The following is an 18,101-nucleotide window of genomic DNA, read 5'->3' on the forward strand; positions in this document are numbered from 1 at the left end:
CCCCATTGCCCCGCAACCCTACCGTCTGGCGTGGGAGACCGGCAATGCGACGAGGCAATGATCAGACGCCGAAAGCCTCCCGCACTCACTCACATCGTGCGGGAGGTTTCGTATCAATCACTCAGGACTGGCTGAACTTCCCAACGGCGATGGCGGTGGTGAAGGCATCCCATTCGCCGCCGCTGAACACCAGTGCAGTGCCGTCGGGATTCTTTGAATCGCGCACGCCAACAGTGCCGCTGGAAAGGAATGCGACCTCGACACAGTCTTTGGCAGCCGAGCTGCGAGTGCTCTTGAACCAGCACGCTTTTGACAGGTCGACGTCGTGCTTGTGGGTCACGTGGCGTACTCCCTTGCTAGCTGCCGAAGAAAACTCCGGCTCGCTGTCTCATCCAGCGCTGCGCGCCGGATCGCTACATGAGCCACATGGTAGCGCTCGACGTCGTTCTGCTGTTCCAGATACAAATCGCCAGTGAGGTTTTCGAGATATACAACCGATGGCTCGGTTGGTTGCCTCGTCTTGTCCGTCCCGAACTCGATGATGGTGAACAGCCCGACCGGGTCGCCCAGTGGGATGCCGGCTGAGAACGGCAGAACCTGGAGTGTGATGTTTGGCAGCGTTGACAGGTCGGCAAGGTGCCGCATCTGCGCCGCCATGACTTTACGATTGCCGACCACGCGGCGGAGTGCGCACTCGAGCAGCACGATTCTCAACTCGGTTGGTTTGCGTTTACGAGTGAGGATTCGCTGGCGGCGCTGTTTCAGTTCGACGCGCTGCTCGATTTCTTCGGTCGAAGCGTTTGGGAAACCGCGTCGCAGCATTGCGCGCGAGTAGTCTGGCGCTTGCAGCAATCCCAACACGACGTCGGGCGCATACGAAGTCAACCGCCGCGCCGAAGCCTCCAGCCCCACGTACACATCGAAGTCTTCAGGGATCAACCTCCCATACTCATGCCACCAACACTTCCCAGACGCCTGCTGCGCCAACCCCAGCAGCCCCGCCGTCACCACCTCTTCCGCGTCATAAACCGCACACAGCTCTCGAATATCGAGCAGCCGTATCCGATTCGCCTGCCCGGTCTCCAACCGCTGCAAGGTCGTCTTACCGCGTTCGATCAACTGCGCCGCCTCGGGCATGGTCATCCCGGCCTGTAAGCGCAGGTCACGCAGATGGCGCCCCAGTTGTCGTCGCGGCACCGTACTTCCTGAATCCGTCATGGCCCCCTACCTCAGTTTTTCGGAAACGAGTGTGAAGTGTCCGCGGATGTACCGATCCGCGGACACGGAACTTGTCCTCGCCTTTCGGCGCGATTCGAATGCAGACCCCATGTAGACGCTGACTCCTCCGCCTGTCGCGTGCTGTGCTGTTGCCGCGCCCGGTCGGAGAGCCGTAGGAAACTCGAGAAACCTATTGGATCACAACGGATTGCCGCGTATCCGCAGTTTCGGCCGGGCGCTTTCGAATTCACCGAGACGAATCGAGGCAGTCGATGGATCAACGGGGATGGCGATGCATCCCGAGCTTCGGCCGGGCGCATCCGAAAACACAAAGGTCTTGTCTCGAAGTGGCGGGCGTCCATCGAGTCGAGTCGAATGGTGGTACCGCGCACTGTCCGGAACCGCCTTTCGGCGCGGCTCGACGCCGGATGGCCTCGGAGAGGGACTTCGAAGCGGGCCTTGGGCGAATCGGAAATCTCATGGACCGCATCGCGGTCGCCGCCGCGGCCCAGTTGTGTACGCGACCTTGCTGATCGAACCGCTGCCGACGAAGGGTGCGGTGCTGCGGGCGTGCCGCGGCGTCGAGCACGCCGCGCACCCGCTGCTACACGCGGCCTACGAACTCACTTGCCTGCACGAGAGTCGACTCGCCGACGGCGGCCGTACCGATGACATCGATTGCCGGAGAGCGAAATTGGTGCGCGAGATCAATCATTGGGTGCATGCGCACCTGCCGCCCGCGCACGGCAGCGCCTCGGTGCACACCGAAACGCTGGGCGCGGTACTCGACCGCCTCGCCCAATACACCGCCACCGCATACGCCGCCCTGGCAAGCGCCACGGACGACGCCCTCGGCGACGCTTGGGAGTCGCTGGCCGAATTGTCGATCGGTTACGAGGATTTGGCAGCCGAAGTCACTGCGGGCCGTCGCCGACTCCCCGGCGGCCCGTGACAATATCCCACCACTCTCGAACTCCGCGGGCCGAGCGATTGCGGGATCGCTGAATTCCGCAGCGGAGACGCCGAATTACTATCCGGACGGGCGCGTCGCCGGGCGACCGGTGCCCGTACTTCCAGCAGTCGCTTGGGTGCGGGGTGGCATGGCGGTGTGAACGATTGCGGAGAGAGGTGGCGGTGCCCGGAGTGCGGGACATGATGGGCGATGGCCCCGACGCGGGACTGCCTGCCGCTGCCGGGCCGAATGAGCTGAACGGCACGGGTCTACTGCGCTGGGGCCGAATCCGCCTCGAACGCCTGCAGCAGCGGCGCGAGGAGATCAACGCCCTCAACGTCTTCCCCATCGCCGACGCCGACACCGGTACCAATGCTGTTTCGGCTGTCGAGGGGCGCGCGCAGGATCGACTGCGGCTGATTCGTGCTGCTTGTCTGGTGGCGCGTGGATCTGCCTTGCCGCTGCCGAGTGTTCGTGTGCTGGTGGGTTTGGGCTGTTGAAGGCCGTGCGGGATTGTCTGCGGCTGATTTGTGTTGCTTGTCTGGTGGCGGGTGGATCTGCCTTGCCGCTGCCGAGTGTTCGTGTGCTGGTGGGTTTGGGCTGTTGAAGGCCGTGCGGGATGGACTGCGGCTGATTCGTGCTGTTTCTCTGGTGGCGCGTGGATCTGCCTTGCCGCTGCCGAGTGTTCGTGTGCTGGTGGGTTTGGGCTGTCGAAGGCCGTGCGGAATCGATGGCGAGTCGATCGTGCCACCCGGCTGGCGGGCATTCCGATACCGATCGCCGAATGATGGCTTCGCCGAAAATCCCTCGGGCACACCGCCGAACGGACGCGGGGTGGGGAAGGTGGTATTGCCCAAGGGGGCGATCCTTCGAGCCCTAGGGTTGGCTGTTCAGGGCGCGAATCGTCCTTAACGTAAGCGAGGTAATCAATCAACTCGCTTTCAGGAGCAGTGAAATGCGAATCAAGTCCTTCATCGCGGCCGGTCTTCTCGCCACCGCTGCCGTCGCCGGGGTGTCGACGGCAGCAACCGCGTCCGCAGCCACCAGCTACTACTACGGCACCTATGCCACCTCCGCCGCATGTGCCGCGGACGGCGCCTCACCCACCACCGGCGGCTACTACTACGAGTGCGTCGAAACCTACAGCGGCTGGGATCTCTACATCTACTACTGAGCCGATCCGCCGCTAACCGAAATCAGCGGCACCGCAGCGTAATCGAAAGCGGGAAGTCCGAACACACCGGACTTCCCGCTTTTCGTTGTGCTCAGTGACCGCCGACCGGATCTTCGGGCGCGCCGATCCGGTGCTCGACCGCATCCGTCGGCCGCAAACCTTGCCGATGGGCCTCGTCGAGTCGGGTCCCGGACTTCCATCCAGTCGTCGTCAAGACGGCTGAGCAGACAGATCGCCCACGTGGCGATTCAATGTCGGGCGAGTTCCTCGAGGTCGCTGAGGCTAGCGGCATCCTCTTCGGGTGTGTCAGGGCCGATGATTCCGGACAGTTCGTCGCACGGGAGGTCGCGGCACCATCGGATGGCGTCCAGCGCGGTGAGCTCGGCCTGGAAGGCGTCGCTGAGGCGCGCGTTCCACAGTCCGGCAGCGACTTCGGCCGCGCGGCCCGCAACTGGCAGGGGGAGGGCACTCAGCGGTGGCCGCCCCCGGCGGCTACTACTGGCAGCGCGTCGAAAACCTACCGCGGCTGGGATCTCCACATCTACTACTGACCGATCCGCCGATAACTGAAATCGGCGGCACCGCACCGTAATAGAACGCAAAGCGGGAAGTCCGGTGTTCGAACTTCCCGCTTTGCTTTGGCTTGCCGGGGTGTGCACCGGACGGTAGGGTTTGCTCAGACGACAGTCGGGGTAGCCAAATGCCGAATGTGTTTGGTGCGCAACGACTGTGCAGGGGAATCAGCAAAACAGGGGGGTATCGCTCTAGATATCGTCGCGGAAGTCCGTCGAGTAGTCGGCGGTAATAAATCGATGGTGCTTCATTCGCGACCGGCTACGCCGTGCACAAAGATGCTTCATGGAAAACAAAGAAAGTGAATGAGCGAGTGACTACTGGATTGATCGGGGTGGGACTATTCGAGATGAATCTCGACGATGGTCGCCTTCCGGTAAATATCGACGTGAACCGTAATCTCCATAATCGCTTGGATCCGCAAGATTTCTCGGCAGCGGCAATGACCGGATACTACGTCGCGCTGTGGCGTCACGACGCGCCGATCATCAAATCCGGGAACTGGGCCGCGCTGAGCACGTCTCCGTCCCGCCGTGCCGAATTGATCACGCTTCTCGATACGCAGTCGCTCGCCGAATTCGAGGCAGTCGAACGAGCACTGCATCTGCGTGACGAATTCGTCGGTCGAGGACCCATCACCGATTTCGGCACGCCCTCGGTCACTGTCACGGCGAGTATCGCGCGGATCAGTGATATCAATATCAATCCACGATGGGCGGCAACGGTCGACCCCTCTTATCTGGCCTACGATATCGTGGATTGCGCGAACCAGGTTCGCCAGCAGCGCCCGCCTTTTCATGAAGACGGGTCATGGGCGGCCCGATCCGACGAAGAACTCGAGTACGAACTCGCGGAATACAAAGACTACCTGATGAGGAAATCGTAATGGCCAATTATTCGGTAGATCTGAATGAATTGATATCCGCCGCGCGGGCATGGGGACATGCGTCCGACAGCCTCCGCGAAGCCGCGACGAAAGCGCAGAACATTCAAAACAGCAACAAAGAGGTTGTCTGGGCCCTGTTTCAGGAGGTCTGGGATGCTCAGGTCGCAGCCGCGCAGTACATGTATAACCGGCTGACCGAGGGGACTGCCGAGACGGATTCCATCGGAGCCGTCCTCGAGCACGTTGCCAAGGTGTATCAAGAACAAGACCAGAACTTCGCAAATGCCGTGATAAAGCTCGACGAAGGATATTGATGGGTGCCACGAAAACTATCGACGAGCTCAACGATGTACTCGGTCAGTTCTCGAACCAGATAGAGCAGATCAGGACTCAGCCCGCCGAGGTGGAGAAGAAATTCAACCAGGCAGCCATAGCGATGTCGGCGGCCGAAGGCGGGTCCGTGTTCGGCATCATCGGCGCGGCAGTCGGCGCAGCTTACGGCTCGATGACCGAAGACGACATGACCGGCTACCTGCAGGATCACAAGGAAGAGATAAAGAAGAAGATCCAAGAGCTTTTGGAGAAGCTGCAGAATGCTGTAGACGGCTTGAAGGCTCCTGTCGCGTTCCTGCAGACAAGCGAGGACTGGTTGAAACTCAAATCAAAGATCGGCGAGGCGCAGAATAACGAGCTGGTCAATGGGAGTTTGACCGGATATTGGGCGGGGGCGGCGGCGCTCAAATACACCGCGGCGCGCACCCTTCAGGACGCCACCATGGATACGGCCAAATCAATCTGCGATAAACTGAATGAAAGCCTGGCTGCGGTATCAAATTCCGCTTGGGACTTCTACTCCGTCATCGTGAAGGATATAGCGGGATTTCTTGTGGATTTCGCCGCTGCCCTGGGAAAAATTGCGACCGGAGTAGCGGCACCATTTGGAATTTCGGATGCTATCGATCTTCTTGCCAAGATTATCAAAAACGCCATCGACTACAGCAAGAAGCTGGGAGATGCTCTGATTGCGGAAAGGCAGAATATAAATAAGATAACCAGCGCCACAGATAATGCCAAGGGGTTCAAGAACGATCGCTGGCCGGTTAGCAGATCGGACGCCTTCAACATAAATTCTACCAACTCGGCCGAATGGCAGGCGACATGAATCCGAAGAAACTCGCCACAATTCCGGGTCTCGCGGTACTCCTCGCGAGCTGCGGGCTGTCGCTGCGCACACATCCCGAGGATCCGACAGCGCACTGGAGTGTCCATACGTTCCAGGAGCTATGTGATTTTCCTATGCAGTTCTTCTCCTCTCGATATGATGCGACGAATTTCAAGCTCGCCGTGGGGGCTACCAAACCGATGACCGATAAGATCGACGGTGGAAATGGCTGCGAATACCGCGATCCGGAAGGAAAATACGCGGGATACGTTTCTCTGTCCCGTATCGTTGACGTCGAGGGTTGGCACTCGACCGCCCAACACGCCCCATCACGCACCATAACTGTCGACAAGGTGGCTGTCTCTGAAGTTGTGGAGCAGGTGCCGGTGATTACGGATCCCCCCACTTCGCGACACTTCTACACACTAACTGCCAGGATCGATGGATGGGAGGGTGAACTCGGATTCTATGAGAATGATGAACAGGGAACACAAGCGGGTGCACCAGTGCTTGTGAGCATGATTCGCACTTTGAAGGGTGCTTGATCGGCTGGACGATTCGCAACGCAAATCCGCGGTGATAAACAAAGCGGGAAGTCCGAACGCACCGGACTCCCCGCTTTCGTTTGAGGGCGAATCATCCACCGCCCCAACAAAACTCAGTGGCCGCCGTTTTCCTGCAACCGCTTGAGCGAGGCCTCGATCTCGGCCTCGGCCTCGGCGCGACCGACCCACTCCGAGCCCTTGACGTACTTGCCGGGCTCCAGATCCTTATAGCGCTCGAAGAAGTGCTTGATCGCGGCCAGTTCGAATTCGGGCACATCGGCCAGATCCTGGATGTGGTCCCAGCGCTTATCGCCCGCGGGCACGCACAGCACCTTGTCGTCGCCGCCGGCCTCGTCGACCATCTTGTACATCGCGACCGGACGGACCTCGATCAGGCAGCCCGGAAATACCGGCTCCGGCAGCAGGACCAGCGCGTCCAGCGGGTCGCCGTCCTCACCGAGGGTGTTCTCGATGTAGCCGTAGTCGGCCGGGTAGGCCATGGACGTGTAAAGGAAGCGGTCGAGCCGGACCCGACCGGTCTCGTGATCGACCTCGTACTTGTTCCGAGAACCCTTGGGGATCTCGATGGTGACGTCGAACTCCACGCCATCTCCTTACTGATGCTTCTGTGGGACTGTCGCCGTGCGGTCGTCGGAACGCCGACTCGACAGGTGTTCGGGGGGAACGGTGCCGGAACGAGGATAGTGTGGTCCGCGGGCACTTGGGTGCGGTAGGTGGGTCGCCCCGGCGACTGTGCGACGGTCGGGCGAAACGAGACGGAGAGACGGCGGGCACGTGGTGGGTGGCAGCAACAGGAATATCGGTGGCTCGGCCGCCAAGCGACGCCGCTTTATCTGGATCGGCGTCGCGTTCATGCTGGCCGTGTTGCTCGGTACCGGGGTAGGTGTAGTGATCGCGGTCAAGCCGTGGACCGAGGCATTCCGGCACCGCGGGCTCACCATTGCCGCACCGCCCGCGCCGGTGAAACCGCTTCCACAGGTTGAGCCCGCGCCGTCGAATGCGCCCGCGCCGACTCCGGCCGGTGTCGCCGCCGCGCTCGCGGGGGTGGTCGCCAATCCCGATCTCGGTGCGTTCGCCGGTGAGGTGACCGACGCGGACTCCGCGACCGTGCTGTGGGGCGCCGAATCCGATAAGCCGATGATCCCGTCGTCCACCGCCAAGACCCTCACCACTGCGGCCGCCTTGCTCACCTTGCCCTCCGATCATCGGGTGACCACCCGCGTCGTCGCCGGTTCCGCGCCCAATGAGTTGGTGCTGGTCGGCGGCGGCGATCCGACGTTGACCGCGCAGCCCGACGGCAAGGGGTACTACCCGAACGGGCCGCGCCTGTCGGATCTGGTGTCGCAAATCAAGGACTCCGGCCGGATCGCCGACACCATCGTGGTCGACACTTCCGCGTATTCCGGCCCGCCCATGGCGCCCGGCTGGGATCCGGTCGATATCGGTGAGGGTTCGATCGCGCCGATGGATCCGGTAATGCTCGACGGCGGCCGCCTCGACCCGTTGGTGGAGTACTCGCCGCGCACCCCGACTCCGGCCCTGGCGACTGGGCAGCGCCTGGCCATCGAACTCGGACTCGATCCTGCCAAGGTGCGGATCGGCAATGCCGCCGCCGATGCGATGGAGGTGGCGAGCGTGCAATCCGCGCCGCTGCGGGACCGGCTGCGCGACACCATGGTCCATTCCGACAATGTGCTCGCCGAGGCCATCGGCCGCGAGATCGCGGTCGCGTCCGGCAACGAGGCATCGTTCACCGGGGCCGTCGCCGCCCTTGAAACCGCGCTCGGCAAGGGCGGATTCGATCTCACCGGTCTTTCGATGCGCGATAACAGCGGCCTGTCGACCGAGGACCGGGTGCCTGCCCGACTGCTCGACAAGATCATCGCGACCGCGGCGAAGCCGAGCGGCGCCAATGCCGTGCAGCCGAGCAACACCAAGGCCAGGCCGGAAACCGACCGAGTCGCGACCACGCTGGCGCCGCTGCTCGATGATTTGCCGATCGCGGGTGCGACGGGGTCGCTGAGCAGCCGTTATGTTACGCAGAACCGGGGCGGCGCGGGATGGGTGCGGGCCAAGACCGGAACTCTCTCGGTGGCAAGCACGTTGGTCGGTTATGTGCTGGACAGCGACGGGCGGGTATTGACCTTCGCATTGATGTCGAACGATCGGCCACCGGAGCTGAGCCGGCCCGCATTGGACGCCATCGCCGGCACGCTGCGTAACTGTGGATGCTCGTGACGGGTGGTTGACCATGTTCGAAGGCACTGATAAATCGGGCGCCGCGCCCGCCGTGAATTCGGGTGCGGACGCTCCGGCCGAGCGCAGACGTTCCGGATTTTCCGGTGCCGTCGATTGGCGCCTTGCCGCGCGCACCGGTGCCGCGTTGGTGCCGTCAGGCCCGCGGACCTCGCGATATTCGGCTGAGCAGGTAGTGAGCGAGTTGGCCGAGGCATCGGTGCGGGCGGAGCGGCCGGTTCGTGAGGTGAGCGGTCTGCTCGACGATCAGCCGGTGCCATCGGCCGTGATCGTCGACCGGCCCGGTTGGATCAACGCGGCCGCCGATTCCATGGCCCAGTTGACCGGCACCGGACCGGCATCGGACAAGGGCCTGCTGGCGGGCAAACCCGCGGGCGTGCAAGCGGGCGCGATGCTGGCGTTCCTGTCCACCGCGATCCTCGGCCAATACGACCCGTTCACCGGACCCGATGGGACGCTGCTGCTGGTCGCGCCGAACATCATGGCCGTCGAGCGCGCACTCGGCGTCTCGCCGACCGACTTCCGCTTCTGGGTCTGCCTGCATGAGGTGACCCACCGGGTGCAGTTCTCCTCCGCGCCGTGGCTGGCCGATTACATGCGCGCCAATGTCGACACCCTCGGCGAGGTCGGCGACGAACCGCTCGCCGATATGCTCGGCCGCCTCGTCGAAGAGGTGCGCGACCGCCGTCGCGGCGCCGGCCCCGCGGACCCGAATTCCCGTGGCGTCGTCGGCTTACTGCGCGCCACCCAGGCCCCACCGCAACGCGAGGCCCTTGACCGCCTGCTGATGCTCGGAACCCTGCTGGAAGGCCACGCCGACCACGTCATGGACGCCGTCGGCCCGGCCGTCATCCCCACCGTCGAACAAATCCGCGCCGCCTTCGATAAGCGCCGCAAACGCCCCACCAATCCTCTCCAACGCCTGCTGCGCGCTCTGCTCGGCGTTGATGCCAAGGTTGCCCAGTACGTCCGGGGCAAGAAATTCGTCGACGCCGTGGTGGCCCAAGTCGGCATGGCCCAGTTCAACACCATCTGGACCAATCCCGAGACCCTGCCTCTCGCAACGGAAATCGAGGCCCCTGAGCGCTGGGTGGCTCGCGTTCTCGGATAGTTCGCAGCGGTTCTCGATCGTCTATGCGTTGCGCCCGAAGGTCCTCGGTTCGCACCAGTCGGCGTCTCGAGCAAACGCGAAGGCCCTGGCGATGAACTCAACCTTCGGTCGATGCGGCGTCGCATACCCAGTGAGCGCCTCGCACAAGTCACACAACCTTTGCGAGGCGATCACTGGCGGCGGCACGGGTCGCCTGGGCGAGTGCGGAAATGTGGTGGTGGCGGTCAGGCGGCTGTGCCGGGCCGCTTGCCGGGCGGATCGAGCGCACTGGTCATCGGTAGTCTCCGGATATGAGCCGTACGGCGGGAGCGATGCCCGGGAATGCGCGGCGGCTGCCGGAAACCGAGGCGGTGCTCGAGGTGCGGCGGGCGGTGCGGGGGTGGCTGGCCGATTACCCGACAGGTGATGTGGCGGTCGCGTTGTCCGGGGGCGCGGATTCGTTGGCATTGACCGCCGCTGCCGTGGTGGAGGCGGATCAGGTCGACGCGCTTGTTGTCGATCATCAGTTGCAGTCGGGATCAGACAGGGTGGCGGCTGAGGCAGCGGCTGCGGCGTTGGCGCTGGGGTGTCGGTCGGCACATGTCCTGGCGGTCGAGGTCGGTGCGGACGGGGGGATGGAGGCGGCGGCGCGGGCAGCTCGGTATGCGGCGCTCGACGCTGCGCGGGGCGGATTGCCGGTGCTGCTCGGGCACACGCTCGATGATCAGGCCGAGACCGTTTTGTTGGGGTTGGGGCGGGGTTCGGGCGGACGGTCGATTCAGGGGATGGCGGCGTTCGCGGATCCGTGGGGGCGGCCGCTGCTGCGGGTGCGGCGGGCGGTGACCAGGCAGTTGTGTGTCGATATCGGTACGACGCCGTTCGAGGATCCGCATAATTCGGCGGCGGAGTTCACCAGGGTGCGGTTGCGCAATGAAGTTCTGCCGCTGCTGGAGGACGTGCTCGGGGGCGGGGTCGCGAGGGCGTTGGCGCGCACGGCCGAACAGTTGCGCGACGACGGTGCGGTACTGGATGCGCTGGCCGACGAGCTATTGCGAGCCGCGAGTTCCGGTCCGACGAGTGATGATCCGACCCTCTCGATAGAGACCCTCGCCACTGCCCCCGCGGCCTTGCGTCGCCGCGCAATCCGTGCCTGGTTGCTGGCCGGTGGCGCTAAAGCCCTGACCAACAAGCATTTACAGGCGGTTGACGAATTGATTACCGCATGGCGCGGGCAGGGCGGTGTCGCGGTGGGCGGCGCAACACCGGGACACAGGTTGGTCGCCGCGCGCGAACATGGCAGGCTGACTTTGCGTCTACAAGGGAGCCGATGACACATAATGGATCGGCCGGGGGAGGCACCCGCGGCGCGAGCGACGGGCCCGAAGGCGGTAGCGAAGCGTGACCACGAAGGGTCCCGGGAGCGCCGCGGACAACACCGGAAGGGAAACCAACTGACGTGTACGAGGGCGATATCGCGTCGGTGCTGATCACCGAGGAACAGATCGCGGCCAAGACCCAGGAGCTGGCCGAGCTGATTGCCAAGCGTTATCCGGCCGACGCCCCCGAGGGCGATCTGTTGCTGGTCGGCGTGCTCAAGGGCGCCATCTTCTTCATGACCGACCTCGCCAAGGCGCTGCCGATTCCCACCCAGATGGAATTCATGGCCGTCTCCTCCTACGGCTCGTCCACCTCGTCCTCCGGTGTCGTGCGCATCATGAAGGACCTGGACAAGGACATCGCGGGCCGCAATGTGCTGATCGTCGAGGACATCATCGACTCCGGTCTCACGCTGTCGTGGCTCAAGCGCAATCTGTCCACCCGCAATCCTGCCTCACTCGAGGTCGTCACCTTGCTACGCAAGCCGGACGCGCTACGCACCCATGTGGAAGTCGCGCACGTCGGCTTCGATATTCCGAACGAATTCGTCGTCGGCTACGGTCTCGACTACGCCGAGCGATACCGTGACCTGCCCTACATCGGCACCCTCGACCCGAAGGTCTACGGCGGCGCGTAATCAGGGCAGCATTGCGAATATCGTTGCGGGCGAACCGGATCCACCGCTGTAGAGCGCACTGCCGACCAGCACCCAGGCGCCGGTGGCGGGCAGTTCGGCGAGGTTGGCCAGACATTCCAAGCTGATCCGATGCTCGCGATACAGCAGCTTGGACACCTCATAGGTGTTGTCGGTCCCCAAATCGGGTCCGAACGTATCGATGCCGAGCGCGCCACGGCGCCCCAGCCGCCCGGTCCGCAATAGCCATTTGACCGTCTCGACAGCGAATCCCGGTTGATGATCGGCACTCTCGCCGGTTCCGATGAATTCCGGCGTACCCCATTTCTCGTCCCACCCGGTCCAGGCCACCACCGCCGACCCGTCGGGTATCCGCCCGTGTCTACCCTCCCACTCCCGCAGATCAGCGATATCGATCGCGTAATCCCGATCGTTCGCACATTGGTCACGCACGTCGATCTTCACCGCGGGCAGCAGCAGATCGTCGAGGTCCAATTCGTCGGCGGCCAGTCCGTCGGCATGGAAGTGGATCGGTGCGCCCCAATGGGTTCCGGTGTGCTCGCCCTGCTGGATATAGCGCAGGTAATAACCGTCGTTCGCGACGGTCGCGACAATATCGGTCCGGAATTCGGGATCCCCGGGAAACAGCGGCGTAGTAGCTGGGTCGTGTACGTGTGACAGGCTCACCAGGCGTCCGAATGGCCGTGCGGTCATCCAGGAAGAGTAGTCGCAAACCGTAGGTATCAGCCGACCGAGCGCCCATGAGTGTTCTCATACCGTTCGCATGCCTTCCGCGGCGGACCGGCGGGATCGGCTCGGTAGGGTATTCCACAGGTAGTCGCCGGTCCGTGGCCGCCGGGTCAACGCCAGATAGCGCGTCATCGTGGCAGGCCAGAGCGCGGTCACCGATCCGGAAGCATCTCGATACGGGCTCCGGACGCGCGACCAGACCGAGTCGGCGAGACGGCCGCGTAGCCACTCGTCGAATCTGTCCGCTATTTCTCGGAGCACTTCGACTGTGTCGGCTTCCCGCGGTGCCGCTCGGGTGAGCAGTGCGGCGATGTACCGCGCTTGGCATTCGAGCATGAAGATGATGGAGCCGAAGGTGAGGTTGGCTCTCGCGTCGCCGATTTCGGCGGTCGGTGGTGCAGGCGGCGAGTGGAATCTCTTACGGCTCAACGTTGCTCGGTGTCATCACCCGCTCCAAGGCATCCAAGTCGCGTTCCATTGCCCGGAACAGCAGGTAGCTGATGACAAACGCGATGATGCTGCCGATGGACAGAACGCGCACCTGAACGATGATCTGTGCAAGCTCGCTGGGGGGCAGCAGCGTCGCACCCGCGACCGCAAGTAGCGGGATCGACGCTGCAACGGTCAGATATTGGCCGCACCGACGCCGCACTCGGCGTAAACGCAGCACATCCGCATCGCCGACCTCGCCGTACCGCAAGAACATCGGATAGAGGCACCGGATGCCATAAAAAGTGACCAGGAAGAAAGGGTAGGTCACGGCGATTGCGCCACACACCGCGTGCGCGGCCACGAAATGGGCGTAATCAGCGGCGGTGACATTGTCGGCGGAGCCGTACAGCACTACCGGGAAGCTGATCCCCGCGAGCATCCACAAGGTGAATGTCACGAGCACCACCCAGTGACCGAACAGGATTGTGTCAGTGCGGGCATGGCGCAGCGTCTGCGGCGGGTAATCGACACCGCGATACAACCCATGTGGGACGGTGATCAGATATCGGCCGAGGTACCCCAGCACCACTGCGGCCAGTGGGAAGCCGACGAAGTTCACCACTCCGGTACCGATGTCGAGGTGATGCTGGCCGCTCCCGGATAGCCGGTTGGTGATCAACTGCCGCGAGTGCTGGATATTGTAAAGCGAGGCAAGCACATTCGGCACCAGAACGGCCAACACGACGAGCGGGATACGCCATGCGCGCAGCCGTTGCCGCCAGCTCCCGGGTGGCGGGTCGATGAGGTCGCGGGCTCGCTGATCCAGGCACAGATCCAACTGCTGTGCCAGTACTTTGCCGTTGCTCCAGCGTTGATGCGGATCCGCCTGCAGACATCCGAGCAGCACCCGGCGCAGGGCGCTGGGGGTGTCCGCGGGCAGTCGCGCCAGCGTCGCGTCGGTGATGCCGTGTTCGCGCAGGCGCACCATGGTCGCAAAGGTTTCGGCGCGGGCGTCCGGATCGGTAGGCATCGGCGGATCGTCGAAAGGCGCTGCGCCGGTGAGCAGTTCCCACAGCAATGCGCCGAGGGAAAAGATATCGCTGCGCGGGCCCGGCGCGGGGGCAGCCGGGTCGAGCAGTTGGGCCAGTTGTTCGAGGGAGCGGTACGGCAGCGAATCCGGGTCTACCGCAATCGTATTCGTCAGCGATCGCGGCGCGGCCGTACGCACGGCGAAATCGGCGAGTTTGGGTATGCCCTCAGCGGTGAACAGCACATTGGCGGGTTTGATTTCCCGGTGCAGTACGCCATGCTGCTCGGCGTAATCGAGCGCGTCCGCCAGTCGCCTGCCGATCCAGGCCACCGTCTCCGGCCAGCTGAGCGCAGCGATTTCGCGACGCACACTCGAATCGGCCGGACGGATCTCGCCCTTCGCCTCCATGGCCGTATCGATCGCGCGCGACAGCAGGGCGCCGCCGTCGGCTGCAGTGCCGCGCCGACGCTGTGCGAGCACGCCGGCTGCGGTGCCGCCGGGCAGATACTGCATGTAGACCAGACGGGTCGATGCGATGGCCTCCGGTGCCGTGGCGGGTGTGGCGGTGACCAGTCGCTGGTCGAAAACCCGCACCACATTTGGGTGGTCCAGTTTCGCCATGCTGTGCCCACTGGCCGACCAACCGGCCGAAAGGCGCACGGCGACGAGGCGTTGCATGGACCGCTGCTTGGCGAGGAAGACCCGCCCGAGTGCGCCGGTACCCAGATCGGTGAGCAGATCGAAGTCATCGATCCGATGACCCGGCGTCAGCCCGGCGACCAGCGCGGCGGCGCGTTCGGTATCGGCCGAATCGTCATCGTCGGCGTAGACCGTCAGCCGCGCGCGCACCTGCTGCGCCAGCTCCGGATATTCGGCGAGGAAATCCGTGAGTTCCAGCGGGCCGTACCGGCGTCGGGCCAGGAACTCCTCGCAGAGCAGATCGACCAGTTCCGCACTCTGCTCGACCTCGGGGAATTCCTTGCGATACTCGGCGATGCGTTTGCCGAGGCCCTCGCGATCCCAGCGGTGGCGCAGGTCGATGCGGACAAGATCGGTGAGTACCGCCAGCCGCACCTGGGTGCCGTCGGGGATGTACTCGGCGATCGGAGGTGGGTCGGTCCGTTCGCCACGCAGGCAGTGCTGCCAATCTTCGGTAAATCTGGTTATGGGGTCGGTCTCGCCTCGATCCGCGAAATCGGCAACTGTCACGATCGCGGCTCCGGCACGGCGGGCTTACCGCGCTCCCGGTCCGCAGAAATGTGTTCGCGGTCGAGGGAATCCACCGGCGCGACCACCCGCTCCAGTGCACGCAGATCGGCCTCCAGCGCCCGGAAGAGCAGGTAGGAGCCGATGAACGCGACGATGCCGCCTACACAGAGCACCCGAACCGCGGCGATCACCATCGAAATATCCTCGGGCGGCAGGAAGGTGACGCCCGCCACCGCGAGCAGCGGCACCGAGGCCGCGACCGCCAGATATCCGTTGGCGCGGCGATCCAGGCCGCGCAGCCATACCGCGTCCTCGGTGCTGATCTCCCCGTGCCGCAGGAAGATCGGATAGATGCAGCGGACCATGAAGAAGCACACCAGGAAGAACGGGTACGCCATCGCGATCGCGCCGCACACCACGATCGAGGTGAGGAAGTGCACCACCGCGCGGGCGGGCACGTCCCCGGCCGCCAATTGCAGCGCGATCGGGAAGGTGAATCCGGCGATCACCCACAGCGAGAAGACCACCCACACCGCTCGGTCGCCGAACAGCAGGGAATCCGCTCTGGCCAGCCGCAGCGTCTCGGCATCGTAGCGGCGGTGGCGACGCAGCCCGTGCGGCACCGTGAGCATTCTTCGGGACAGATAGAGGATCAGCGTCGCCCCGAGCGGGAAGAAGATTCCGTTCACCACGGTGGTGATGATCATGAAGGTGCGTCCGGCGTCCTCGGGGAGCCGGTCCACGATCAGATGCTGGTTGTGCTGGATGTTGTATGCCGAGGCGAGGATATTCGGGATGCCGATGGCCAGCGACACGATCACCAGCCGCCACGACCGCAACTTCAGCCGCCAACTGCCGGGCGGCGGGTCGACCAGATCCCTGGCCCTCGGGTCCATGCACAGGTCGAACTGCTTGGCCAGCACCCCGCCATTGGCCCAGCGCAGTGTCCGATCCGATTCCAGACAGGTCAGCAGCACCCGCCGCAAAGCCGCCGGACAGTTCGCTGGCACTCGTTGCAGCGCAGCGTCATCCACCCCGGAGGTGCGGCGTTCCAGCATCCCCTCCAGCGCCGTATCGTCGCCGTGGTCGGTCGCGGTGGAATCGTCGAACGGCTTCGCACCGGTGAGCAATTCCCACAGCACTACGCCGAGGGCGTAGATATCGGAACGGGTATCCAAATCCTCGGCCGTGCGCTCGCGGCCGGGATGGCAGGCCTCCAACTGTTCGGGCGACATATACGCCAGCGAGCCGCCGAAATAGGCCACCGGACTGGTGCCGGCCACATTGCGGCTGAAGCTGATATTGAAATCGGCCAGTTTCGGTACCGCCTCGGCGGTGAGCAGGATATTGGCCGGTTTCACATCGCGGTGCAGCACGCCGTGCGCGGAGGCGTATTCCAGCGCCTCGGCCACTCTGCGGCCCAGCCAGGCCACGGTTTCCGGCCAGCTGAGTCCGGCGATCTCGGCGCGCACGCTGGAATCGGTCGGACGGATTTCGCCCTTCTCCTCCATGGCCGCGTCGACCGCGTCGAGCAGCAGTTGTCCGCTGCGTTCGGCCGGTGGGGTCGAGCGCACCCAGCGCAGCACCCCGAGCAGGGTGCCGCCGGGCAGGAACTGCATGTACAGCAGCCGGAGTCGGCGCATGGCCGGATCGCGCGCGTCATCGGAGCCGAGCAGCCGCTGATCGAAGACGCGCACGATGTAGTCGTGGTCGAGCTGGGCCAGGGTCTGCGGTTCGGTGCCGTGGTCGGCGGAGATTTTCACCGCCACCAAGCGCTGCATTGATCGCTGCCTGGCCAGGAACACCCGGGCGAAGGCGCCGCTGCCGAGTCCGGTGAGCAGGTCGAAATCGTCGATGGACTGGCCGACCTCGATCCGGTCGAGGGCGTCGAATTTCCCCGGACCGGTACCGATCGTGGTCGGAATGGCGGTCGCGGCCTCGGTTGCATCGACGGTGGCACGAGTCACATCAGTATTACGATCGGACTCCCGGGTTTGGTTCAGTCCGACGGTTTGATCGGCTCGCACCGTTCGGCTCAGTTCGGCCGCCGCGCGGGTATTGGCGAACTCCGTCAGCACCGAATCCTCGAGCGCCGCTCGGCGGGTGCTCTGGTCGAGATCGTCGGCATTGAGCAGCACACGCAATTCCGTCGCTTGTTCCGGATATTCCCGCAGACAATCCTTGGGATCGACCCGTTCACCACTGTGCCGTCGGATGACGAACTCTTCGTACACCAAACCGGCCGGAATGCCGCTCGGTTCGAGTTCCGGAAACTCGGCGCAGTAGTCGAAAAGCCGTTTACGCGGCGCCGGCGCAGTATTGGATTCGCGGTGCTCCCGGGGCGCTTCGTGGTCATGCTCCGCTACCGCCTCCGCGTCCGTCGCTCGCGCCGCAGGCGCTCGGCGGATCCAGCGATGTCGCAGGTCGACGCGGATCAATTCGATCAGGGCGGCCCGGCGCAAGGATTCGGCATCCGGGAGAAAGTCGCCGATCTCCGGTGGTCGCCGCGACGATTCCCATGCGGTCGAGAAGGCCCCGACCACGTCGTTCTCGGTGCGCGACAACGGTCCACCCCAGTCTCTGGTCGGCTCGGCGTCGAGATCGGTTCGGTGCGTATTTTCGGGATCAGCACTCATTTTCGGACCTAGCTACTGAGCGGATGTCGAGTATCCGCAGTGGCCGTTCGGTGGATGTGCCCGTGAATTTCCGCCACACCCGACGACATCGTCCCCCGAGCAGTAATCGAAATGATAACTTGCGCCACAACAGCGGATCACCCGAATTCGACAACC

General features: G+C 63.9%; 20 protein-coding genes and 1 pseudogene. 14 read left to right on the forward strand and 7 right to left on the reverse strand.

What is annotated here, in order from left to right; all coding sequences use genetic code 11:
• Positions 1-121: 121 nt before the first annotated feature.
• Together ACIBJI_RS31690 and ACIBJI_RS31695 are read right to left on the reverse strand one after the other, a co-directional pair.
• The gene (locus tag ACIBJI_RS31690; protein WP_396957768.1) at positions 122-340 is read right to left on the reverse strand and encodes a DUF397 domain-containing protein; all 219 of its coding nucleotides are present in this window, start codon (positions 338-340) and stop codon (positions 122-124) included.
• Positions 337-1,218: a helix-turn-helix domain-containing protein gene (locus ACIBJI_RS31695; RefSeq protein ID WP_397087021.1), complete on the reverse strand. Its 882-nt coding sequence runs from the start codon at positions 1,216-1,218 to the stop codon at positions 337-339. Before ACIBJI_RS31695 ends, ACIBJI_RS31690 begins: the two co-directional genes overlap by 4 nt.
• 514 nt (positions 1,219-1,732) lie before the next feature.
• Here ACIBJI_RS31695 and ACIBJI_RS31700 point away from each other — a divergent pair.
• From ACIBJI_RS31700 to ACIBJI_RS31745, 10 genes and pseudogenes are all read left to right on the forward strand, one after another.
• Positions 1,733-2,170, forward strand: a complete 438-nt coding sequence (locus tag ACIBJI_RS31700; RefSeq protein ID WP_397087023.1) for a DUF4254 domain-containing protein — start codon at positions 1,733-1,735, stop codon at positions 2,168-2,170.
• 28 nt (positions 2,171-2,198) lie between these two features.
• Positions 2,199-2,321 (forward strand): annotated as a pseudogene (locus tag ACIBJI_RS31705) (DUF1542 domain-containing protein); the annotation flags it as partial.
• 25 nt (positions 2,322-2,346) lie between these two features.
• Complete coding sequence (locus ACIBJI_RS31710) at positions 2,347-2,670, forward strand: hypothetical protein (protein ID WP_397087025.1); 324 nt, start codon at positions 2,347-2,349, stop codon at positions 2,668-2,670.
• A 455-nt stretch (positions 2,671-3,125) separates the two neighbouring features.
• The gene (locus ACIBJI_RS31715) at positions 3,126-3,344 is read left to right on the forward strand and encodes a hypothetical protein (protein ID WP_364353987.1); all 219 of its coding nucleotides are present in this window, start codon (positions 3,126-3,128) and stop codon (positions 3,342-3,344) included.
• A gap of 94 nt (positions 3,345-3,438) precedes the next feature.
• On the forward strand, positions 3,439-3,567 hold the full coding sequence (locus ACIBJI_RS31720; RefSeq protein ID WP_397087028.1) for a hypothetical protein: 129 nt from the start codon (positions 3,439-3,441) through the stop codon (positions 3,565-3,567).
• Positions 3,568-3,595: 28 nt separating this feature from the next.
• Positions 3,596-3,895 (forward strand): hypothetical protein, encoded by a 300-nt coding sequence (locus ACIBJI_RS31725; RefSeq protein WP_396957762.1) that lies wholly within the window; start codon positions 3,596-3,598, stop codon positions 3,893-3,895.
• Positions 3,896-4,185: 290 nt separating this feature from the next.
• The gene (locus tag ACIBJI_RS31730) at positions 4,186-4,803 is read left to right on the forward strand and encodes a hypothetical protein (RefSeq protein ID WP_397087030.1); all 618 of its coding nucleotides are present in this window, start codon (positions 4,186-4,188) and stop codon (positions 4,801-4,803) included.
• Entirely contained in the window at positions 4,803-5,117 is a 315-nt protein-coding gene (locus ACIBJI_RS31735) for a hypothetical protein (RefSeq protein WP_397087032.1), read from the forward strand. Before ACIBJI_RS31730 ends, ACIBJI_RS31735 begins: the two co-directional genes overlap by 1 nt.
• Positions 5,117-5,965, forward strand: coding sequence for a hypothetical protein (locus ACIBJI_RS31740; protein WP_397087034.1), 849 nt, complete (start codon positions 5,117-5,119; stop codon positions 5,963-5,965). Before ACIBJI_RS31735 ends, ACIBJI_RS31740 begins: the two co-directional genes overlap by 1 nt.
• Positions 5,962-6,510, forward strand: coding sequence for a hypothetical protein (locus ACIBJI_RS31745; RefSeq protein ID WP_397087036.1), 549 nt, complete (start codon positions 5,962-5,964; stop codon positions 6,508-6,510). The genes ACIBJI_RS31740 and ACIBJI_RS31745 overlap by 4 nt, the downstream gene beginning before the upstream one ends.
• 113 nt (positions 6,511-6,623) lie before the next feature.
• Here the strand turns inward: ACIBJI_RS31745 and ACIBJI_RS31750 are convergent, their stop codons facing one another.
• Positions 6,624-7,115 (reverse strand): inorganic diphosphatase, encoded by a 492-nt coding sequence (locus ACIBJI_RS31750; protein WP_364353969.1) that lies wholly within the window; start codon positions 7,113-7,115, stop codon positions 6,624-6,626.
• A gap of 190 nt (positions 7,116-7,305) precedes the next feature.
• Here ACIBJI_RS31750 and dacB point away from each other — a divergent pair, with 190 nt between their 5' ends.
• From dacB to hpt, 4 genes are all read left to right on the forward strand, one after another.
• On the forward strand, positions 7,306-8,769 hold the full coding sequence (gene dacB / locus ACIBJI_RS31755; protein ID WP_396957756.1) for a D-alanyl-D-alanine carboxypeptidase/D-alanyl-D-alanine-endopeptidase: 1,464 nt from the start codon (positions 7,306-7,308) through the stop codon (positions 8,767-8,769).
• Between the two features lie 13 nt (positions 8,770-8,782).
• The gene (locus ACIBJI_RS31760) at positions 8,783-9,898 is read left to right on the forward strand and encodes a zinc-dependent metalloprotease (RefSeq protein WP_397087038.1); all 1,116 of its coding nucleotides are present in this window, start codon (positions 8,783-8,785) and stop codon (positions 9,896-9,898) included.
• Between the two features lie 290 nt (positions 9,899-10,188).
• Positions 10,189-11,208: a tRNA lysidine(34) synthetase TilS gene (gene tilS / locus ACIBJI_RS31765; RefSeq protein ID WP_396957754.1), complete on the forward strand. Its 1,020-nt coding sequence runs from the start codon at positions 10,189-10,191 to the stop codon at positions 11,206-11,208.
• Positions 11,209-11,333: 125 nt separating this feature from the next.
• Positions 11,334-11,891, forward strand: a complete 558-nt coding sequence (gene hpt, locus ACIBJI_RS31770) for a hypoxanthine phosphoribosyltransferase (RefSeq protein ID WP_063042806.1) — start codon at positions 11,334-11,336, stop codon at positions 11,889-11,891.
• On the opposite strand, the gene ACIBJI_RS31775 is transcribed toward hpt, so the two are convergent.
• Genes ACIBJI_RS31775 through ACIBJI_RS31790 form a run of 4 tightly spaced genes read right to left on the reverse strand, consistent with a single transcriptional unit; the run spans position 11,892 to position 17,945 of the window.
• Complete coding sequence (locus ACIBJI_RS31775; RefSeq protein WP_364353962.1) at positions 11,892-12,602, reverse strand: cyclase family protein; 711 nt, start codon at positions 12,600-12,602, stop codon at positions 11,892-11,894.
• A gap of 57 nt (positions 12,603-12,659) precedes the next feature.
• The gene (locus ACIBJI_RS31780) at positions 12,660-13,067 is read right to left on the reverse strand and encodes a hypothetical protein (protein WP_397087040.1); all 408 of its coding nucleotides are present in this window, start codon (positions 13,065-13,067) and stop codon (positions 12,660-12,662) included.
• A complete protein-coding gene (locus tag ACIBJI_RS31785; protein ID WP_397087042.1) occupies positions 13,057-15,309 on the reverse strand; it encodes a serine/threonine-protein kinase in 2,253 nt (750 codons plus the stop codon). Before ACIBJI_RS31785 ends, ACIBJI_RS31780 begins: the two co-directional genes overlap by 11 nt.
• Positions 15,306-17,945: a protein kinase gene (locus tag ACIBJI_RS31790; RefSeq protein ID WP_397087044.1), complete on the reverse strand. Its 2,640-nt coding sequence runs from the start codon at positions 17,943-17,945 to the stop codon at positions 15,306-15,308. The genes ACIBJI_RS31785 and ACIBJI_RS31790 overlap by 4 nt, the downstream gene beginning before the upstream one ends.
• Positions 17,946-18,101 lie beyond the last annotated feature (156 nt).

The organism is Nocardia sp. NPDC050408 (genome assembly GCF_044458905.1).
Taxonomy (GTDB): Bacteria; Actinomycetota; Actinomycetes; order Mycobacteriales; family Mycobacteriaceae; genus Nocardia.